Below are 19,598 nucleotides of genomic sequence, written 5' to 3'. Positions count from 1 at the left end.
TATGATAGGTTAAAAATACACCAAGACTTTTTCAATAAATCTTGTCTGAATCAGAATTTACTGCATTGATAGGTATAAAGGTAACGCTTTTAATAATTCTGAAAATCTGCTTAAGAAGGCGAGAGGGATTTAATCTGTTATCAAGTTCCCTTTTTACTTTACCATTAATAGGCTAAACGCCCAAATGCTGAAAACAATAGCCTATTCTCTCTCGCTTTATTTATCACTATTTTTAACATTACAACCAATTCCCAATTAATAAAAATGCCGCCCAAAATGCAGGATGTTGATAATTTGCTTGTTTTAACATAAATAACTGTGCATTTTGCAAGGCTTTTGCCTTAGAAATATTGTCTTTTTGTAATTGTCGATAAAATTCAGCAATCAATTGTGTTGTTGCTTGGTCATCAATCGACCATAACGTTGCTAATGCACTACGCGCCCCTGCTTTTAGCGCAATACTTGCTAATCCTAATGCAGCTTGGTCATCACCTACGGCGGTTTGACAAGCACTTAAGGTTAATAATTCCATAGGCTCATTACGAATATCGCTTAAACGAATCAGTTTTTCTAACCGATTCATGTCTAATCTACCGTCATAAGTCAGTAAAAATGTTTTTTGCGGGTCGCTGTCAAATTGTCCGTGTGAAGCGATATGTACAACGTTATAAGGTATGTTATTTAACGCGCTGGAAAAATTGGTAACGGTAAAATCACGATTGAGCAAAACACTGGACTGACTACCGTATAAATTTTTTAATATATCAATCTCTTGACGAATATTAGCCAGTGCAGGATAGCCTTGTACCCCCTCAGATAAACCACTCAGTAAGATATTTAATTGTTTTTTATTAATTGGTTTTGAGTCGGTTAATGTTAAACCGGGGCTTGTCACAACGGCATAACGTTCAACAAGAAACTGTTTGCCGTCATGTAAAGCGGCTAGAGGGATTGTGCGTAAAACACCATCGGGAATAATAACCAATGTATCAATTGCTTGCGCTTGTAATTCGGCTTCTAACGGTTGAATCAGCCAATGATACAATTGTTGGGCATAGGGTAGATAATCGCGTGTATTGCGGGTTTCTAGCTCAAAACGAAATTCGTTGACTTCATCTTTTAAGGCGGTATGACTAAATGGTAACGTAAATTGTTGAATACCATTTGGTAAACTTAATAGCATTTCAATTCGGTTATTTAACAAAATGGGATAAATAACCGCCGTGTGTGGAATCCCTACATCTAACAGCCATGGTTTAGATTGAGAACCTGTTACACACTCATCTTGAAAATAATCTTGTAGTTCTGCCGTTTTTAGCTTCTCTATCGTATCACGGGCTTCATCTAACCAAATTTTCTTATCATCTGCGGTTTTAGCTGTTTGGAGTAGTAAATCAGCAAGTTCGAAATACAGCGGGCTGATGGTATCGCGGAAAGATTGCGAAGTATTACGGTAGCCAACGGCAAGCTCTTGCCGTATTGGTTGTAATTGAGCAATAGCATGACGATAAGCAGGGATTGCATCACTGATTAGATTTTGTTTAGCAAAGATACGCCCCAGTTGCCACTGCCAACGATAACGTATTTCAGGCGTATTGGTTTGTTGGGCGAAGAAAATGGCTTGTTGCGTGAGTTGTTGCGCTTCAAGAAACCGTTTTTCATTTTCGTATAAATGCCCTAAATAGCCCTTAGCATAAGAGCGTAAGCGGTTATTTTTGAGTTGTTCTGCTATGGTTAAAGCGGTATTTAAGCTGTTGTAGGCTAAACTTGTGCCATCTGCGGTTTTTTGGTCTTGTAAAACACGTTGGGTTAATTCGCCAATACTAATAAAAGCAAAGGCTTTAGCATATTGGTCTGGTAACTTATAAAGCTGGGTGCTGGCTTGTGTGAGTGAATCAATGGATTCTTTTTCTTGTCCATTTTTCCAGTAGGCATTTGCCCGATTGATAAGAATCCGAATAGATAAAATTGGTTCGTCGGTTTGTTGGGCAAGTTGTAGGCTTTGCGAATAAATATCAGTCGCTTCACTATAATAAGCTTCAACAGTTAAGACATTGGCGTGATTATTTAGCACCGCAGCACGCAGTAAAGCAGGGGCATTACTGGGTAAGTTGAATAAGCTACGGTCGGCATAATCGCGTGCTAACAATTCTTGGCGAGTGGCAAGGGCTAAATCGCTTAAACCAACGTAAAGTGCGGTTAGACGGGCTTTATCATTATTAGCCAAGGTTAATGCGCGTTGCAACGCATCCATTGCTTTTTTGCTCAGTCCCATCGCTTGATAAGCACTGGCTAGTTGGCTTAATAGATTGATTTGTTCGGCAGGCAAGTATTTTTCGCTGTCTAAAAGTGATTGCCATTGCTGCACGGCTTGTTCAAAATTCCCCTGTTGCAGAAATAATTGGGCATTTTGTTCGCGTTGTTGAACTGTCCCTTGTATTTCAGCAGAAATTGCAGAAACGCTATAACACAATAAAAGGACTAAATAATAAGCGTTATATTTCATAAGATGAATAAAATCCGTTACAAAGCGCGGCGATTTCTTAAAAGATGAAGTGATAAAATACTATTTTTTGCTTAGCAAAGTATTAAGCAAATTTGCAAGTTGCAGGGATGAAATCTTTTTAATCTTGAAAAGCTTGAATAAATAGGAACATTATTAAAATAAACCCTCGTGAATTCCTCACATAATAAGGATACTTGCTATATCCCATTGCACGAAAGATTTCTTTTATTTGCAAGGGATTGAAGGAAAATTTTTTAATCCTTATTTAACACCACCCAAATCTGTACTTAACCGTTTTTCGACAGGAAATTTCCGTACCATGTTAAAAGTGTTTGAACGCCTTACCCATCCACAACCTGCAACAGTTACCTTAAGTTTATCATTTGATTCACGGCAAAAAAGTCGTTTTTGCACGCAGTTAGCGGATGGAACGGCTGCTTTATTAGATTTACCGCGTGGTTATATTTTGCGTGGTGGTGATTGTCTTAAAGCAGAAGACGGACGGATTATTCTGGTTCAAGCGGCTTTAGAAACGGTAACACATGTGCAAATTGTTGATCCTTTATTATTAGCGCGCATTTGTTATCACTTGGGCAATCGTCATATTGCGTTACAAATTGATGCTCAATGGGTACGTTATCAACCAGATCATGTGTTAGACGAGATGTTACAACATTTTGGTTTATCTATTAGTACATTAGATGCGCCATTTGAGCCAGAAGGTGGTGCGTATCAACATGTACACGCATAAAAAATACGAGCAACTTGCTAGATATACAATGTTTTAGGATTAATAGACAAGCAGATTTAAACAATTTACGTTTCTTAATTCTTTATCTTTAAATTCAGTTAGCTTTGTGAAAGCTCGATTCAAAGCGTCTTTATTTCAAACATAAAAAAAGCACAGTGCTTAAACCACTGTGCTTTTTTGTTAAACAACGAATATAAGTGCTATCGGGTTAATGTTTATTTTCCTGCATCAGCAGCAGCATCACGCACCACTTTTAATTTTGCAGGCATACTTTTTCCATAAACATCAGGGTCATACATTTCTTCTGAATGTGATGGCATCACCACAAAATCACCCGGTGCAATGGCTTGTGCAACATAGGAAAGGTGATAATTACCCGGTGGTAAATAGTCCGAGTAGAAAATCGCCGCATTATGCCGTAGTTCTTGGTGGTAAAAACTCCAGAAAGAGATGGCATATTCTTGCCAGTCAGTGAAGCGATACCAAAGAGAGCCACCTGCATAAGTGCCTTCTGCTTCGTCTGCGGCAACCGTTGAGGCAGTGGCTAAATCCCGATTGACCGGTTCTAACCCACCCGGTACAGGGTCATCAACCACAACAAAGTGACGCGCAGCAGGTAAGGACAGGTATAAATCAACACGAACTAATTCACCCGTTTTTAATTCCATGGGGCTGGTGAGTAGTGTCCATTTATTATCGCGTTTAACGTGGTATTCACGATTCAGTTCAATACCTGCATTGACCGCTGTGGATTTTTCTTCTTTCGTGGCGTATTGCATCCGCACCGCGTAGTACACTCGCCCATCCCCTTGTTTTTCTATCTTAACTGAGGCTTTCCGTCCGGGGTCTTGTTCCGTAATAGGTCGTTCGAACGTTGCCGGCGGATTTTTTACATCATCAAAGTGAACGTCAGTTGTTGTGGGTGTAGCGGCAAGCGACATAGGTTTGTCATCCATGAATGTCCGTACAATCATTGCAGGTTTATCTTTTTCATAGATACGCGCATAGGCAGTTAAGGCATTCATGCAAAACATATTTTCTTGAGTATTTTCCCAATATCCTGTGTATTTGCGACTTTGTGAAATGTGGCGCACCAGTTTATAAGGAATATCACTGACTAACGCATTGCCTTGCATCACTTCGTCATAGTTGACTAACACGTTAAGAATGGAGCATTCCGTGCGTAAACTAGAACTTAACAGTTGGTTATAGCCATCATCAAGGGTTTCTTGGAAGGTAATTTTTCCACCTGTTTGATTCAGTTGCGAGAGAATCGCATTTACCGCTTCCATCCGAACTTTATTAGTTCCCGGTATGGCTAACGCCGCATCTAGGAATTGGCTTTTACCAAATAAGTCCATTTCTTTAAGGCTGCGTTGATAGCGGTTTATGTCATCACGAACAACTTTTCCTTGTTTGGCGAGTGCCGCAAGCGCGACTGCACGTACGCTGGATGCCATGCCTTGTGAGTAAAAATCGGGCATCACATCTTTACGTAACATCGTTAGCAGATATTCATGCAGTTTATTTTCAACTTGCGCGGGAACGTTATAACCACTTACCCGTAACCAGTTGAATGCTAACGCAGTGTATGCACTGAGATAAGGACTTACATATTTATCTTGGGCGATGTAGTAAGTCATTCCCCCGTTTGGTGCTTGATAGTCTGCGGCAATGTCTAATGTTGCTTGTGGCAGAACATCTGCGTTACTCCATAATAAGTCATTGGGTAAATAGGCTTTTAGATTGGTATAGTGCGCCGCCATTGTCCCTTTGCTGAGTTTTTGTTCCCAGCAAGCGTAGGGATAGTCGCGCATATATTCAAATGCCCCTTTGATGTCACTGATAACGGTTGGGGAAGCAACAACACTGACTTTTCCAACATTGCCATAAATATCCGCAGGGAATAAAAGGGATTCTGTGACACTCGCCTCTGTTGTTGTGCCATAACTTGCTGCTGTGTCAAATGAGCGACGTGGAAAAACGTGCAAGGTTTGTGTAAGTCCGTCTTTATCCGTCGCATCTCCCGCAGACGCGGTAAATTGAATTTCACCCACATCCGTTGTGCTAATGGGTAACCAGACGTTGTAGCGTTTGTAAGGTTCTGTTTTTAGCTTGAGTGTAACGCTTGCTTTGTCTGCACCTGCAGTTTTTTGCACAGGTCCTGTTGCACTTAAAGATATGTCTAACTCACGGGCTTTATCTGTACGATTCATAACCGTGAATCCTGCCTCAAAAGTATCGCCTGCAGTCACTTGGTTTGGTAAAGCAGGACGAACTTCAATGGGTAAATTCACTTTAAAATTTGCATCTCCCAAGCCTAAACGGTCGTTTGGTGTTACGGCTAATGCAAGTATGCGCCAACCCGTGAGATTATCAGGGACGGTAAATTGAACTTGTGCATTACCCTCAGCATCTGTGGGAACAGAAGGATTCCAATAGGTAACAAATTTGAAGAGTGAGCGCAAGTTAGGCCCCATTCCGCCATCGCCACCCGGTGTCGCACCTTTTTTCTCAAACTTTTGCCGTCCGACTAAGCGCATGAGTGAGCTGTAGTTGCTCATGTCTAAATCGCTTAAATCATAAAAGCCTTTGTAAGGGTCAAAGTAGCTTCGTCCGCCTTGAATTAAATCAAAGACTGATTCGTCTAAAACGACAATGGCTAATTCTATCGGTTGGGCTTTTACATCGCTTTGTTTTGCATGTGCATGTAGTTTAACGGTGACTTGTTCGCGGGGTTTATAAACAGGTTTATCCGTTTGAATATCAACGACTAGCTCTTTATAAGGTTCGCTAACCAGCGTTTTGACATATCCCATGCGGAAGGTGGGTTTACCTAAATCAACTTGTTCACCATCTATGGGTTTGTCCACACGCGGTGAGACGACAGTCACGGACACAAAGAAACCCGGTGTGTAATCGGCTTCTACAGGAATACTGATAACTTCTACACTGTTATGTAATGTTACCAGCCAGCTTTTGATGGTTCCTAAGCGTTCCACTGTAACCAATGCCGTTGCATTAGGGAACGGATTTTTAACCAGATATTTTGCTGTTTCGCCAACTTTATAACTTTCTTGTTCAGGGACGATTTCTAAACCATTACCGGGTTCCATTTGCCAAACAACTTCACCCGCGCCCGTTGCCCACTGATTAACGGTGGTTTTGTGTTCACGGTCTTTAGTGTCTTTAATTGTGGCAATGAGACGGTAAACGCCAGCATTTGGTGGGGTAAACCGACAAGCAACAGGTTCTGTTGTTGCGGCTAGTTCGCAACGATTGGTTTCTACCCAAACGGTTTCGTATTGGGTTAAATAGGCATTACCTGCACCTTTTACCCGTGCGGCTTTAGTATCTTGTCGCTCAATAGTCACTAATACAGGCGCGCCCGCGATGGGGTTGCCACGTTCATCAACGACAAGGGTATTAATAATATTTTCTTTACCCGAATTCAGTAGCCATCCTTCGGTTTTTAAACCAACAAATCTATCCCGTCCAACATAAACAGCGGTACTACTGCTTGCAACGTCTTTGCCCCGATCATCACGCACGGCACTTTCAATATGTAATGTGCCATATAACACTTTGGTATCTTTTAGCGGGATTTGGGTTTGTAGTTCCCCTTTTTCATTCACTTTACTTTCTGTTTGGAAAAGTGTTTCATCGTTGACTTCGTCTAAGTAAGTATCAAATTGAAACCCTTTAGCAACGGGGCTTGCAGGTACAAAATAGCCTTGACTTAAAGTGGCAACAACTTGGGTTTGTGCGTCACCATACGCACCGCCTGCGTGTAGCATGGCTTGTGTGTCAACCGTAATCGTATCGCCTAGATGGAATAAATCACCATTCAAATTCGTTTTGACACGAAAAGATGAGGGAGTAAAGTCGCTGACCAGCACCCGCATGGGTGACCATGTATTACCTGTGTAATAATCTGCACTGAGTTCAAAACGATACCAACCCACTGCGCCCGTTTTGGGTACGGTAAGCTCGCCTTGATATGCACCAAAATCGGAGAGTTGAATATCAGATACTTCTTGTACAACTTTACCCGTTGGGTCATAAACTTCTAATTTATAAGTTCCTTTAGGAGCAGGCTCTAGTTTGTTATTGCCTTGATTACGGACATAAAGTTTGTATTGAATCGTATCACCTGCCTTATAAACCCCTTGAGCGGTCATCCCCCATGCACGAATATAGGCATATTGTTGGCGTGGGTAGGAATAAACAGAGTAGTCAGATGATAACTGATACATTTCTACAACATAATTATTGTCTAACGGTAAGACGGCAAAATCTTCTCCTTTTTGAACATGTACAAAAAAGCGTTGTTCTGTAGGGTCATAGACATAATTATGCTTTAATTCAGGGTCTAGTTTTTCACGGCCGTCAAACTGTGCAATACCATCTTCATTCGTTGTTACTGTCGCTAGCGAATCGGGTAATTTATCTTTAGCAACATAATTGTCTAAATATAAACTAACTTGCGCATCTGCAACGGGTTTACCTGTCGCAAAATCAGTTACCCAAACTAACGTATTGTAATGTCCAAGTTTAACTTGGACATGATACGGGGTAACTTGGCTGAAAAACCAGTTGCTCCATTCATTTCCACCCTCATGAGTATCTGGTGTAGTAATGTAATGTCCTTGAACAATGCCCGATTTACCATTGAGCAATTGCCGTACACCCACAGGCATTTTAACGGCAATATTCTTAAGGGCGGGTAAGGGGGTGACTTTTTCTTGAATTGCTGACCAACCTTGTGCTGTCAATACATTATATTTAATGGCAACTTTTTGTAGATTGGTAACATACATCGGTAATTCACTGTCCGTAATACCACTTTCTAAGACAGAATGTTCATACTCGAAAACAAAATTAGGGGCGCGATTGTCCGTCGCAAACTGCGTGTTGACCGCAACAGGTAGCGTGCGACCAAATTCATCTTTAAACGTATTAGGATTAAGAATAGCTACCTTATAAGTTTCATAAGCTTTTAATAATTCGGGTAGCCAAACTCTATAAGTATTCCCTTTTGTGTGACTATCATTTAGCTGACTATGGTCAGAGACTTTATCCCAAGGGTCATAATCAGTACGACCACCTGCTAAATCGGGTGTCAGAAGTAAGTTTTGTTTAACGGTTGCATTACTAACAGGGCTAGAAAAAGTCAGGGCTACTTGGCGTAATGGGTTGCAACGGTTATTTTTATTTAAAGGGTCACCAACGGCAATAAAGACCTCTTCACCATTTAATGCAGGACAAGATACGCCTAAAAAACGGAATTCGGGATACGTATCAAAATTAGTAACAACCTGATTTTCAATTCCCTTCTCAGAACCACCAGTTCCAGAAACCAAGCCTTCTGTTACCCACAGCTCGTGTGTCGTGTCTAAACCCAGTAATTGTTTGGGAACAACAATCCAAGCACGCGCACTGTCAGGAATCGTGCTAGGTTCACCCTTTTCTGCTTCTTGTTCATCATAATCATATTGTTCTTTCCCGATAGGTAAGACATCCAGCGCAACTCGTTGACCATTTGGCTTGCGAATGTGCAGACTGCTTTCTACAGAGGCTTTAGTCACCGCTTGGTTAAAACTGACACGTATTTGCGGCGTACCCGGCCCTTTCCATGTGTTAAAAGAAGCATAAGAAACACGCGGACGCTGCGTAATAAACTCATGTTTAATGGCTTGCGCAATCGTGCGTCCATCTTCTGTTTTAATACCGGGTTCCATCACAACTCGATAACGGGTTGCCGATTTTAAACGGTCTTCATCCCGCAACTGGCAGGCTAAAGCTGATGTATCTACCCATCGCCACTCACATTTTACTTCAGGTTGAATACTAATCGGAATTTCAGCGGCTGTGCGTTCCATTTTACCGATAGGAACAACAGGTTGATTAAATTGGAAAACAATTTGCCGCTCTGCCTCTACATCTTCACCTGTAGGGGTAATACGACTGATGGCTAGGGGATTAGATGACTGGTTGAATTTAGCAGAATCAAACACCGCCCATGAAGGCGAGGCGGTTAATAAACTATTCAAAACAACCAGCAGAATGAATAAACGCTTGCTATTCATATATTATTGCTCTCGTTGTTGGTATGCGTTTTTTAAGAAGCATTATCATACGCTTATCTTAATGACTTTTTACACCATAAAAACTGATTAAAACGTTCCTTAATTCACTTCAACTAATTAAGGAATCTCATGATATTGTACGCTTGAATCGTTGACTTGAGATATAAGGTATATTGCTATAGCACATTTAACGTTTTGTTAAAAAATAATAAATTTCTCTTTAACGCTTGATAGACCGCTTGTAAATTAACACTGTTGAGATGACGATTAGAGGGGGTTACAAAGCATTTAAAAAGATGTCTCCGTAAACCACGAGCGGACAAAACCACCACCGTTTATGGAGACTTAGGAAAAAAACAAGCAATAACAGACTTCTATTCGCTCCAGTTTTTCTGTTCACACCCCGCTGGTAGTGTCGCTAGCGCAAAGTTGGGTAAATAAAATGCGCCATTGTGTAATTTAGTATTGTAATGCTTAGTTTTTAACCCTTTAGCTTGGGCATGTTTTGGGTCAAAATCGTTTAATGGATGATAGCGTTTAGAAGCAAAACCAAATGTCCAATATCCGCCGGGATAAGTTAAACAATAGCCTTGATACATAAACAAATGCTGGAAAACTTTTTGCATTTCACTATAAGTTTTTTCCACAATCATGGGTGACAATAACGGGCTATCTGTTTGATTTGTCATAATACCATCGGGTTTTAGGGCGTTATACACATCGCGGTAAAAATCGGCTTGAAACAAGCCTTCTGCAAAACCTATCGGGTCGGAGGAATCAATCATAATCACATCAAAGTAATTTTGATTATTGCGAATATAAGCAACCCCATCTTCTGCCAATACTTTTACACGTGGATTATCAAACTCACTGCCAATGGTTGGAAAATATTCACGCGCAGTGTTAATGACATCAATATCAATTTCTACCAAAACCGCTTCTTTAACCGTAGGATGTTTCACGATTTCGCGGATTGTACCACCATCGCCACCCCCAATGACTAAAACCCGTTCAGGATTCGGATGTACATTAAGCGGTACATGCGCCATCATCTCATGATAGATAAATTCGTCACGTTCCGTTACCATGATAATATCATCTAATAACAGCAATTTACCAAAAGTTTGTGTTTGATAAACAGTGATTTTTTGGTAAGCCGATTGCTTTTCGAACAGCTTATTTTCTAACGCCAGTCCTAACGCCCAGCCACGGCTGCGTTCTAAGTACCAACCATTATAAAAATCATGAGTAATATCAACGGACATAATATTCCTTTTGGGAGAGCAAGCCCCAGAAAATGAAGGTCGAGTTTTGCAGTGAATAGAGTTTGTTGCTCTATAACACGAAAACTCGACCTATTTGATGACGAAAAGGTGAAAACTAAGCGTGAAAAATATTTTTACCGTAGAAAATTTCTGTCATTTCTTGGTGCAACAGCGTAGTCACACGCCGACGCTCGGTTTCACTCCAGTTTTCGTCTTTCATACCAAAGAGATAGTCACTGAGTTTGACATCTTTTAAGAGCATTTTAGTATGAAAAAGATTTTCTTGATAAACGTTAATATCAACCGTTTGATAACGTTGTAAAATATCTGGCGCAATAAATTCCTGAATGGAATAAATTTTATGGTCGATAAAATGTTTTCTGCCACGAACATCACGGGTAAATCCACGCACGCGATAGTCAACAGATACAACATCAGAATCAAACGCATGTAACAGATAATTCAATGCTTTTAAGGGGGAAATATGCCCACAAGTAGCAATGTCAATATCAACACGAAAGGTGGACACACCCGTTTTAGAACTGCCTTCTGGATAAGTATGTGCGGCCAGATGGCTTTTATCTAAATGTGCGACTAAAAAGGGGTTATTGCTTTTTAGCTTGGTTTGTTCAGGCCGTTTTAACGTTGCGGGACAAGAAACGGGTTCTTCAGCAATCAAAAAAGTTGCACTTGCGCCCATAGGGTCATAATCTTGAGTAGATACGCTGAGAACATGCGCGCCAATAATATTGCAAACATCAGAAAGAATGGTTTCTAACTTTTGCGCGCTACACATTTCGTTTGTGTATGCGAGAAATTCTTCTCGCTCGGCAGGTCGCTGAGTGTAACAAATATCATAAATGTTAAAACTCAGACTTTTGGTCAGGTTATTAAAACCATGCAGTGCAATTTTGTCTTCCATCACGAAATACCTCCCCATCAAAAAAGCAGAAGACAGCCATTATAACGATAAGAACTTATTACAATAATACTCTCTCCATTTTAAGTCAGTCTTGGTAAAGACCTGATGACAGGGGGGATTTATAGAGTCTTGTAATAAATTCCTGAGAAAGGCTAAAAACTTTTTATTATATCGTTATAACTGAAATGTTCAATCGTATATTTTTAATACGCCATAGTTGCCCTCGGTGTAGAATTAAACAGCGGGTAGTCATTGTTTGAAACAGAATTTTCAGACAAAATTTAACCTTTTAATATTTTTTAAATCAAGCGAGTAACCCAGCATGAAACCACAACTTTCTCAACTAGATAAATTGATTAGTAGCTTTGATAGAGGATTACGGACGATTTTTGCTGAACCACAGGGAACAAATCGTAAAAATCCAGCCAAAAATATTGAAGATAATAGTTTGAGTGATGCCGATAAACAGTTATCTATTCGCCTGATGCGGGTTAATCATGCAGGGGAAGTTGCTGCACAAGCCCTGTATCAGGGGCAGGCTTTAACAGCGCATGATTCGCGGGTTCGTGACAGTATGCACCAGTCAGCTATTGAGGAAAATGACCATCTATTGTGGTGTGAAAAGCGGATTCAGGCATTAGGCGGACGGACGAGCGTGTTGAATCCTGTGTGGTACACGGGGTCATTTGCGATGGGTGCGTTAGCGGGTTTTGTGGGGGATAAATGGAGTTTAGGGTTTGTTGCAGAAACGGAAAAACAGGTGATTGCGCATTTAGAAACGCATTTGCAAACACTGCCCATAGAAGATCAAAAAAGTCGGGCTATTTTAGAGCAGATGAAACAGGATGAAGCGCATCACGCAACCATTGCATTAGAGGCAGGCGGCGTTCCATTGCCTATGCCTGTACAGATTGCAATGCAAGCAACGGCAAAAATCATGACGACAACCGCATATTGGATATAAAGGGCAATGTTTAAATTTATCAGTATCGTTTTTTTATTATATTGTCTTAGCGCATGTGGTATTTCGCAGGCGGTTTATGGTGTGCCTGAGAAACAGTGGGAAACGATGAGCGAAACAGAACGCCAAATAACCATTGAACGCTTTAACCGTCAGGAAGCGATTAATGCAGAAACCCGCGTTCAGGCAGAGGCAACACGTAAAGCCGTAGAGAAAGCTCGAGCTGATGCGCAAGCCTTTGAGCAACAATGTCTAGAAACTCATGAGAAAACGGCCGAAGAGTGTCATGTAATAACTCGCACGCGTTTTGAACGGATTTTTTAAGGCTTCTGTGTAAAATAATTATCTGAATCAGGACTTACAGGATTATCTGAGTTATTTAGAATTGAAAGATTTGTCAAATTGCAAAATTTAACCACTGCTTAATGCCCGTCATCAACAAGTAAATGATGGGCTGATTATTTTATCTATATTTACCCCGAGGTTAAAATATGCGTTATTCAGTTTATAGTTTATTCTCCCTCCTCTTTTTTGCCCAAATTAGCCACGCGACTAGTCCAGAATTACTGATTAAACAATTACAAATTCCCGCTGATTTTCAATTATCTATTTATGCAGAAGTGCCTGAAGCCCGTTCTTTAGCCGTTGATGAGAAAACGGGTACAGTTTATGTCGGTTCACGTAGCGGGAATACTATTCACGCCATTTTAGATGTAAATAAAGACTTTAAAAGTGATGTAGTTATTCCCTTACTCACCGATTTAAATTCACCAAACGGCGTTGCAGTGCATCCTCAAACGGGTGATTTATACATTGTTGAACAACACCAAATTAGACAAATTTCCGCAAACCAATTAACAGCCCTCAGTCCTCAATCACATTTAAAATCTAACATTATTTTTAATGCCTTACCCGATAAGCGTTGGCATGGGTGGCGATATGCGAAATTTAGCCCGACAGGTTATCTTTATGTTGCCGTTGGCGCGCCCTGCAATATTTGTGATGTGCAGGGAATAGAAGGCACGATTATTCGTTTAGACGTAAGCACGAGCAATGCGCAAATGGCGGTTTTTGCACGGGGTATCCGTAATTCTGTTGGATTTGATTTTCATCCGATAAGTGGAGAGTTGTATTTTACGGATAATGGCGCAGATAATTTGGGCGATTTGATACCCCCTTGCGAATTAAATCACGCCCCACAAGCGGGTTTACACTTTGGTTATCCTTATGTTTGGGGTGTAAATAACACGCCCTATCCTGATTCAAAAAAACGTCAACCACCCATGCCAAGCACGATGACCGCGCCGATTGTTGCGTTTGATGCACATGCAGCACCATTAGGTATTCACTTTATTCGGGGTAAAAATTACCCAAAAAACTATCAAACCAGTGCATTGGTTGCACAACATGGTTCATGGAATCGTAATCCTGCCGATCCTGCGGGGTATAAAGTTGTGCGGGTGCAATTTGATGAACAAGGCAAGGTTATCAATACACAAGATTTTATAACAGGATGGTTAGACTCAGAGAAAAAAGCATGGGGCAGACCTGTGGACATCGCCCAATTAGCCGATGGTTCGTTATTAATCTCTGATGACCGCGCGGGGTTAATCTATCGTCTGCAATATGTGGGGAAAAATTAGCCTATAGGATAATTTTTTTAAAAATGGATAAATTTCTTTAACGCCCCACGCTTAAGTCCGCTTGTACTCAGCAAGCGGAGCTTGGTAATGAGCAAATTGTTCTATTGATGAGTTCTTTTTATTGATATTCTATTTAATCTTTTTATAGTGCTGTTGCTATATATGCTTGTTTAGACTGTGAATAAATACCAAAACAAAACCCCCATTTACATTAAGCAAATGGGGGTTTTTTATCACCCAAACTATTCAGAGCGCGCAAAGTATTAAGGGCGCGTCAGTTATGCTGAACGCGCCCTTAAGAGCTAAATATATTTTACCGCAACAATTTCATACTCTTTCTTCCCGCTAGGTGCTTGCACAATGGCAACATCACCTTCTATTTTACCAATTAAAGCGCGGGCGATTGGAGAACTGATTGAAATACGGCTGGCTTTAATGTCCGCTTCATCATCACCGACAATTTGGTAACTCACTTCTTCATCCGTTTCAATATTTAACAAATCAACGGTTGACCCAAAAACGATTTTGCCACCCGCATTTAATTTGGTGACATCGATAATTTCTGCATTAGACAATTTTCCCTCTAACTCAGCAATTCGTCCTTCTATGAAACTTTGTTGCTCACGTGCGGCATGATATTCGGCATTTTCTTTTAAATCGCCTAATGCTCGCGCTTCTGCAATGGCTTGTATCACGTTAGGACGTGCGACTGATTTTAGCGCCTGTAATTCATCGCGCAGTTTTTGTGCGCCCTGAACAGTCATGGGTGACTTATTCATATCACTGTACCTTGTTTAAGTTCCTTATGTAAATCTTGTAAACGATTCACTTCTCCTGATTGGTTGACTTTTAACGCCAGCACCATTGCTCTTGCGCCTGCCATTGTCGTCGTGTAGGTGACTTTGTGTTGCAAGGCGGTACGACGAATTGTAAACGAATCGGATATGGCTTGTTTACCCTCTGTTGTGTTGATAATCAGGCTGATTTCTTCGTTTTTAATACTATCCACAATGTGGGGTCGGCCTTCAATTACCTTATTTACAACGGTGCAGGACACGCCAGCATCGCGAAGTGCTTTGGCTGTCCCACGTGTCGCTACAATTTCAAACCCTAATGCTAATAAATCCCGACTGACATCAACCGCAGACTGTTTGTCTGTCTCTCTCACGCTGATAAAAGCTCGTCCTGAACGGGGTAAGTTCAGACCTGCTGCCAATTGGGATTTTGCAAAGGCTTCACCAAAACTGCGCCCAACTCCCATTACTTCGCCTGTTGATTTCATTTCAGGCCCAAGTAATGGGTCAACGCCTGCGAATTTTACAAACGGGAAAACCGCTTCTTTCACAGAGTAATAGGATGGAATACATTCTTGAGTAAAACCTTGATCAGCCAGTTTACGACCTACCATACAACGCGCGGCGATTCTTGCTAATGGTAAACCTGTGGCTTTTGAGACAAACGGTACGGTGCGAGAAGCGCGTGGATTGACTTCTAACACGTATATGGTTTGGTTTTGAATAGCGAACTGCGCGTTGACTAATCCTATCACATTTAGGGCTTTTGCCATACTGATCATTTGGACGCGCAATTGGTCTTGTAGCATGGGTGATAAGCCATAAGGGGGCAAGGAACATGCGGAGTCACCAGAGTGTACACCCGCTTCTTCAATATGTTCCATGATGCCGCCAATCAGTACATGTTCCCCATCACAAACCGCATCAACATCAACTTCTATCGCTTCATCTAAAAAGCGGTCAAGCAATACAGGTGAGTCGTTAGAAACGGAAACGGCTGTTTGCATGTAGCGTTTTAAATCATCAGGATGATAAACGATTTCCATCGCTCGTCCCCCTAATACATAGGAGGGTCGCACAACAAGGGGATAACCAATTTCATCTGCTAGTTTTAACGCAACTTCTGGTGTACGCGCTGTACGGTTGGGCGGTTGGCGGAGGTTGAGTTGATTGACCAGTTGTTGAAAACGTTCACGGTCTTCAGCTAAATCAATGGATTCTGGGGTTGTGCCTACAATGGGCGCGCCTGCCGCTTCTAGGGGTTTCGCCAGTTTTAAGGGGGTTTGTCCGCCGTATTGAACAATGATGCCTTTGGGGTTTTCGACGGCAATAATTTCTAAAACATCTTCTAAGGTCAAGGGTTCAAAATACAAGCGGTCAGAGGTGTCATAGTCCGTAGAAACGGTTTCAGGATTGCAGTTGACCATGATGGTTTCGTAGCCATCGGCTCGTAAGGCAAGTGAGGCTTGCACGCAACAGTAGTCGAATTCAATTCCTTGTCCGATGCGGTTAGGCCCGCCACCAAGTACCATGATTTTTTCCCGCTGGGTCGGATTGCTTTCGCATTCTTCTTCATAGGTTGAATACATGTAGGCGGTGGTCGCGGCAAATTCAGCAGCGCAGGAGTCCACACGTTTGTACACAGGACGAACATTGTTGTTGTGGCGTAATTCGCGTATGTCCCGTTCAGATGTACCCGTTAGAACCGCAAGACGTTTGTCAGAAAAGCCTTTACGTTTGAGTTCGCGCAGGCGTTCTGCGGTTAGGCAATCGAAACCTTCGGCTTTAACTTCTGCCTCTTCTTCAATTAAATCGGCAATTTGAGTTAGAAACCATGGGTCTATAGCGGTAAATTCGTGTACATCTTCTAGTGTCCAGCCTGCACGGAATGCATCGGCGACATACCACAGGCGTTCAGGCCCTGCTTCTTGCAGTTCGTGGCGCAATACGTCTTTGCTGGCGTTAGAATCGGGTTCTAGTTGTGGGTCTAAATGTTCATCTAATCCACACATGCCTGTTTCTAAGCCACGTAAGGCTTTTTGTAGCGATTCTTGGAAAGTCCGTCCAATCGCCATCACTTCGCCCACAGATTTCATCTGGGTTGTGAGCAGGGCTTCAGCTTGGGGGAATTTTTCAAAGGTGAAACGGGGGACTTTGGTGACAACATAGTCGATGGTTGGTTCAAAAGAGGCAGGTGTTGCACCACCTGTGATTTCGTTAGCCAGTTCGTCTAAGGTGTAGCCAACAGCGAGTTTTGCGGCAACACGGGCTATGGGAAAGCCTGTGGCTTTGGATGCTAACGCGGAGGAGCGGGACACGCGCGGATTCATTTCAATAATAATCATGCGTCCATCGGACGGGTTAATGGCGAATTGTACATTAGAACCGCCTGTATCCACGCCAATTTCACGCAACACGGCAAGCGATGCGTCGCGCATGATTTGATATTCTTTATCTGTCAGGGTTTGAATAGGTGCAACGGTGATGGAGTCGCCTGTGTGAATTCCCATGGGGTCTAGGTTTTCTATGGAGCAGACGATAATGCAATTGTCTTTGCTATCGCGCACCACTTCCATTTCGTATTCTTTCCAACCCAGTGCAGATTCTTCAATCAAAAGTTGATGCACAGGGGATAAATCAAAACCCCGTTCACAAATGGTAACGAATTCTTCACGGTTATAAGCAATCCCGCCCCCGCTGCCGCCAAGGGTGAATGAAGGACGAATAACGGTAGGAAAACCAACGGTGATTTGCGCGCTAAAGGCTTCTTCCATCGTATGGGCAACGGTAGAACGCGGGGTGTCTAAGCCAATTTTTTTCATGGCATCACGGAATTTTTCACGGTCTTCCGCTTTGTCGATGGCTTCTTCTTTCGCGCCTATCATTTCGACATTAAATTTTGTTAATACACCTTGTTTAGAGAGGTCTAACGCGCAGTTGAGTGCTGTTTGTCCGCCCATTGTGGGTAAAAGTGCATCAGGACGTTCTTTTTCAATGATTTTAGCAACGGTTTGCCATTCTATGGGTTCAATATACGTTGCGTCCGCCATATCAGGGTCAGTCATAATCGTCGCGGGATTGGAGTTGACCAGAATCACGCGATACCCTTCTTCTCTCAGGGCTTTGCAGGCTTGCGCGCCTGAGTAGTCGAACTCGCAGGCTTGCCCGATGATAATAGGGCCTGCGCCAATAATCAGAATACTGTTTATGTCGGTACGTTTTGGCATAACTTAAGGAATGTGCGTCTGAGTGGAATACGGAGGATGGGTAACGACTGTAGGTGCGAATTGATTCGCACGGGAGCTTAACCCTTTGAGTCGTGCGAATAATTCCATCTTTTCAAGTAGGGTGCGAATCAGTTCGCACCTACAGAATTAGTACGGTTGCTTCATTAATTCTATGAATTGGTCAAACAAGGGGGACACGTCGCGTGGACCGGGACTTGCTTCTGGATGTCCTTGAAAACTAAACGCGGGTAAATCTGTCCGACAAATTCCTTGTAAGCTGCCATCGAATAAGGAGCGGTGTGTCGCTTTAACCGTTGCAGGTAAGCTAGATTCTTCAACGGCAAAACCATGATTTTGGCTGGTAATCATCACCATTTTGCTGTTTAAATCTTGTACAGGATGATTCGCGCCATGATGTCCGAACTTCATTTTAATGGTTTTCGCGCCGCTGGCTAAGCCTAGCAGTTGATGTCCCAAGCAAATACCAAACACAGGGATTTTAGTTTGCAAAATTTCCTGAATGGCTGTGATAGCATAATCACAAGGTTCTGGGTCTCCCGGTCCGTTGGATAAGAACACACCATCAGGATTATAGGCTAAAACCGCTTGTGCTGTTGTTTTTGCAGGGACAACCGTAATACGACAGCCACGCTCTGCTAACATGCGCAGAATGTTGCGTTTTATTCCGTAGTCGTAAGCGACAACATGCCATTGTTTGGCAATAGGAGGGGTGGATTCGCCTAAGTGCCATTCACCTTCTTCCCACGAATAGGTTTGCGTGGTGGTCACTTCTTGGGCTAAATCCATGCCCTTAAGTCCTGCAAACTGACGTGCGGCTTGAATCGCTGTATCGGGATTAATATTATCCCCTGCAACCAAACAGCCGTTTTGCGCCCCTTTTTCACGTAAAATACGGGTTAGGCGACGGGTATCAATGCCTGCAATGGCGACAACTTTGTGGCGATTTAAATAACTATCTAATGTTTCTGTTGCGCGCCAATTGCTCACGGTAAGAGATAAATCACGAATAACCAAGCCTGCAGCAAATACTTTCGTAGATTCTTCATCTTCCGCATTTACCCCAGTATTCCCAATGTGCGGGTAAGTTAAGGTAACAATTTGTTTATAATACGAGGGGTCAGTCAGAATTTCCTGATAACCAGTGATAGCGGTATTAAACACCACTTCACCCACACTTTGCCCTGTGCAACCAATGGATTCACCGTAAAACAGACTGCCGTCTGCCAGTGCTAATAGAGCCGGATGTTTCAAAACACACTCCGCGATACTGATTTAAAGAGGGATTAGTTAAGGAATAACGCATACACTATACAAAAGTTTGGGTATTTTACGGGTATGTAGATAAACCAGCAAGCACGAATCTGTTACAGTTTCACAATCAATGAATTTACAATTCTCTGTTATCACTGCTTTATTAAA

Annotated in this window: 11 protein-coding genes; 4 read left to right on the top strand and 7 right to left on the bottom strand. The window is 42.1% G+C overall.

The features are described from left to right. Positions 1-238 precede the first annotated feature (238 nt). Complete coding sequence (locus AL038_RS02750) at positions 239-2,506, bottom strand: CHAT domain-containing protein (protein ID WP_062148675.1); 2,268 nt, start codon at positions 2,504-2,506, stop codon at positions 239-241. Positions 2,507-2,825: 319 nt separating this feature from the next. Between AL038_RS02750 and ureE the strand changes: the two genes are divergently transcribed. After that, positions 2,826-3,257 (top strand): urease accessory protein UreE, encoded by a 432-nt coding sequence (ureE, locus tag AL038_RS02745; protein ID WP_062155308.1) that lies wholly within the window; start codon positions 2,826-2,828, stop codon positions 3,255-3,257. A 215-nt stretch (positions 3,258-3,472) separates the two neighbouring features. Here ureE and AL038_RS02740 read toward each other — a convergent pair whose 3' ends face one another. From AL038_RS02740 to speD, 3 genes are all read right to left on the bottom strand, one after another. Further along, a complete protein-coding gene (locus AL038_RS02740) occupies positions 3,473-9,346 on the bottom strand; it encodes an alpha-2-macroglobulin family protein (protein WP_062148673.1) in 5,874 nt (1,957 codons plus the stop codon). A 374-nt stretch (positions 9,347-9,720) separates the two neighbouring features. Next, on the bottom strand, positions 9,721-10,611 hold the full coding sequence (gene speE, locus AL038_RS02735; RefSeq protein ID WP_062148670.1) for a polyamine aminopropyltransferase: 891 nt from the start codon (positions 10,609-10,611) through the stop codon (positions 9,721-9,723). Between the two features lie 115 nt (positions 10,612-10,726). Next, positions 10,727-11,533: an adenosylmethionine decarboxylase gene (gene speD, locus AL038_RS02730; protein WP_201800156.1), complete on the bottom strand. Its 807-nt coding sequence runs from the start codon at positions 11,531-11,533 to the stop codon at positions 10,727-10,729. 322 nt (positions 11,534-11,855) lie between these two features. Between speD and coq7 the strand changes: the two genes are divergently transcribed. The 3 genes from coq7 to AL038_RS02715 all read left to right on the top strand — a co-directional run bounded on the left by coq7 (position 11,856) and on the right by AL038_RS02715 (position 14,137). Then, a complete protein-coding gene (gene coq7, locus AL038_RS02725) occupies positions 11,856-12,497 on the top strand; it encodes a 2-polyprenyl-3-methyl-6-methoxy-1,4-benzoquinone monooxygenase (RefSeq protein ID WP_062148664.1) in 642 nt (213 codons plus the stop codon). 6 nt (positions 12,498-12,503) lie between these two features. Continuing rightward, positions 12,504-12,818, top strand: coding sequence for a hypothetical protein (locus tag AL038_RS02720; protein ID WP_062148661.1), 315 nt, complete (start codon positions 12,504-12,506; stop codon positions 12,816-12,818). 167 nt (positions 12,819-12,985) lie between these two features. Further along, a complete protein-coding gene (locus tag AL038_RS02715; protein WP_062148659.1) occupies positions 12,986-14,137 on the top strand; it encodes a PQQ-dependent sugar dehydrogenase in 1,152 nt (383 codons plus the stop codon). 302 nt (positions 14,138-14,439) lie between these two features. Here the strand turns inward: AL038_RS02715 and greA are convergent, their stop codons facing one another. The 3 genes from greA to carA all read right to left on the bottom strand — a co-directional run bounded on the left by greA (position 14,440) and on the right by carA (position 19,430). Then, complete coding sequence (gene greA / locus AL038_RS02710) at positions 14,440-14,916, bottom strand: transcription elongation factor GreA (protein WP_062148655.1); 477 nt, start codon at positions 14,914-14,916, stop codon at positions 14,440-14,442. Beyond that, positions 14,913-18,158 carry a carbamoyl-phosphate synthase large subunit gene (gene carB / locus AL038_RS02705; protein ID WP_062148652.1) on the bottom strand — a complete coding sequence of 1,082 codons (3,246 nt, stop codon included), beginning with the start codon at positions 18,156-18,158 and terminating at the stop codon, positions 14,913-14,915. Before carB ends, greA begins: the two co-directional genes overlap by 4 nt. A 147-nt stretch (positions 18,159-18,305) precedes the next feature. Continuing rightward, positions 18,306-19,430 (bottom strand): glutamine-hydrolyzing carbamoyl-phosphate synthase small subunit, encoded by a 1,125-nt coding sequence (carA, locus tag AL038_RS02700; protein ID WP_062148649.1) that lies wholly within the window; start codon positions 19,428-19,430, stop codon positions 18,306-18,308. Between the last annotated feature and the right edge of the window lie 168 nt (positions 19,431-19,598).

The organism is Beggiatoa leptomitoformis (assembly GCF_001305575.3).
GTDB lineage: Bacteria > Pseudomonadota > Gammaproteobacteria > Beggiatoales > Beggiatoaceae > Beggiatoa > Beggiatoa leptomitoformis.
The sequence above is the reverse complement of the archived record's forward strand: the minus strand, read 5'-3'. Positions and strand labels throughout refer to the sequence as shown.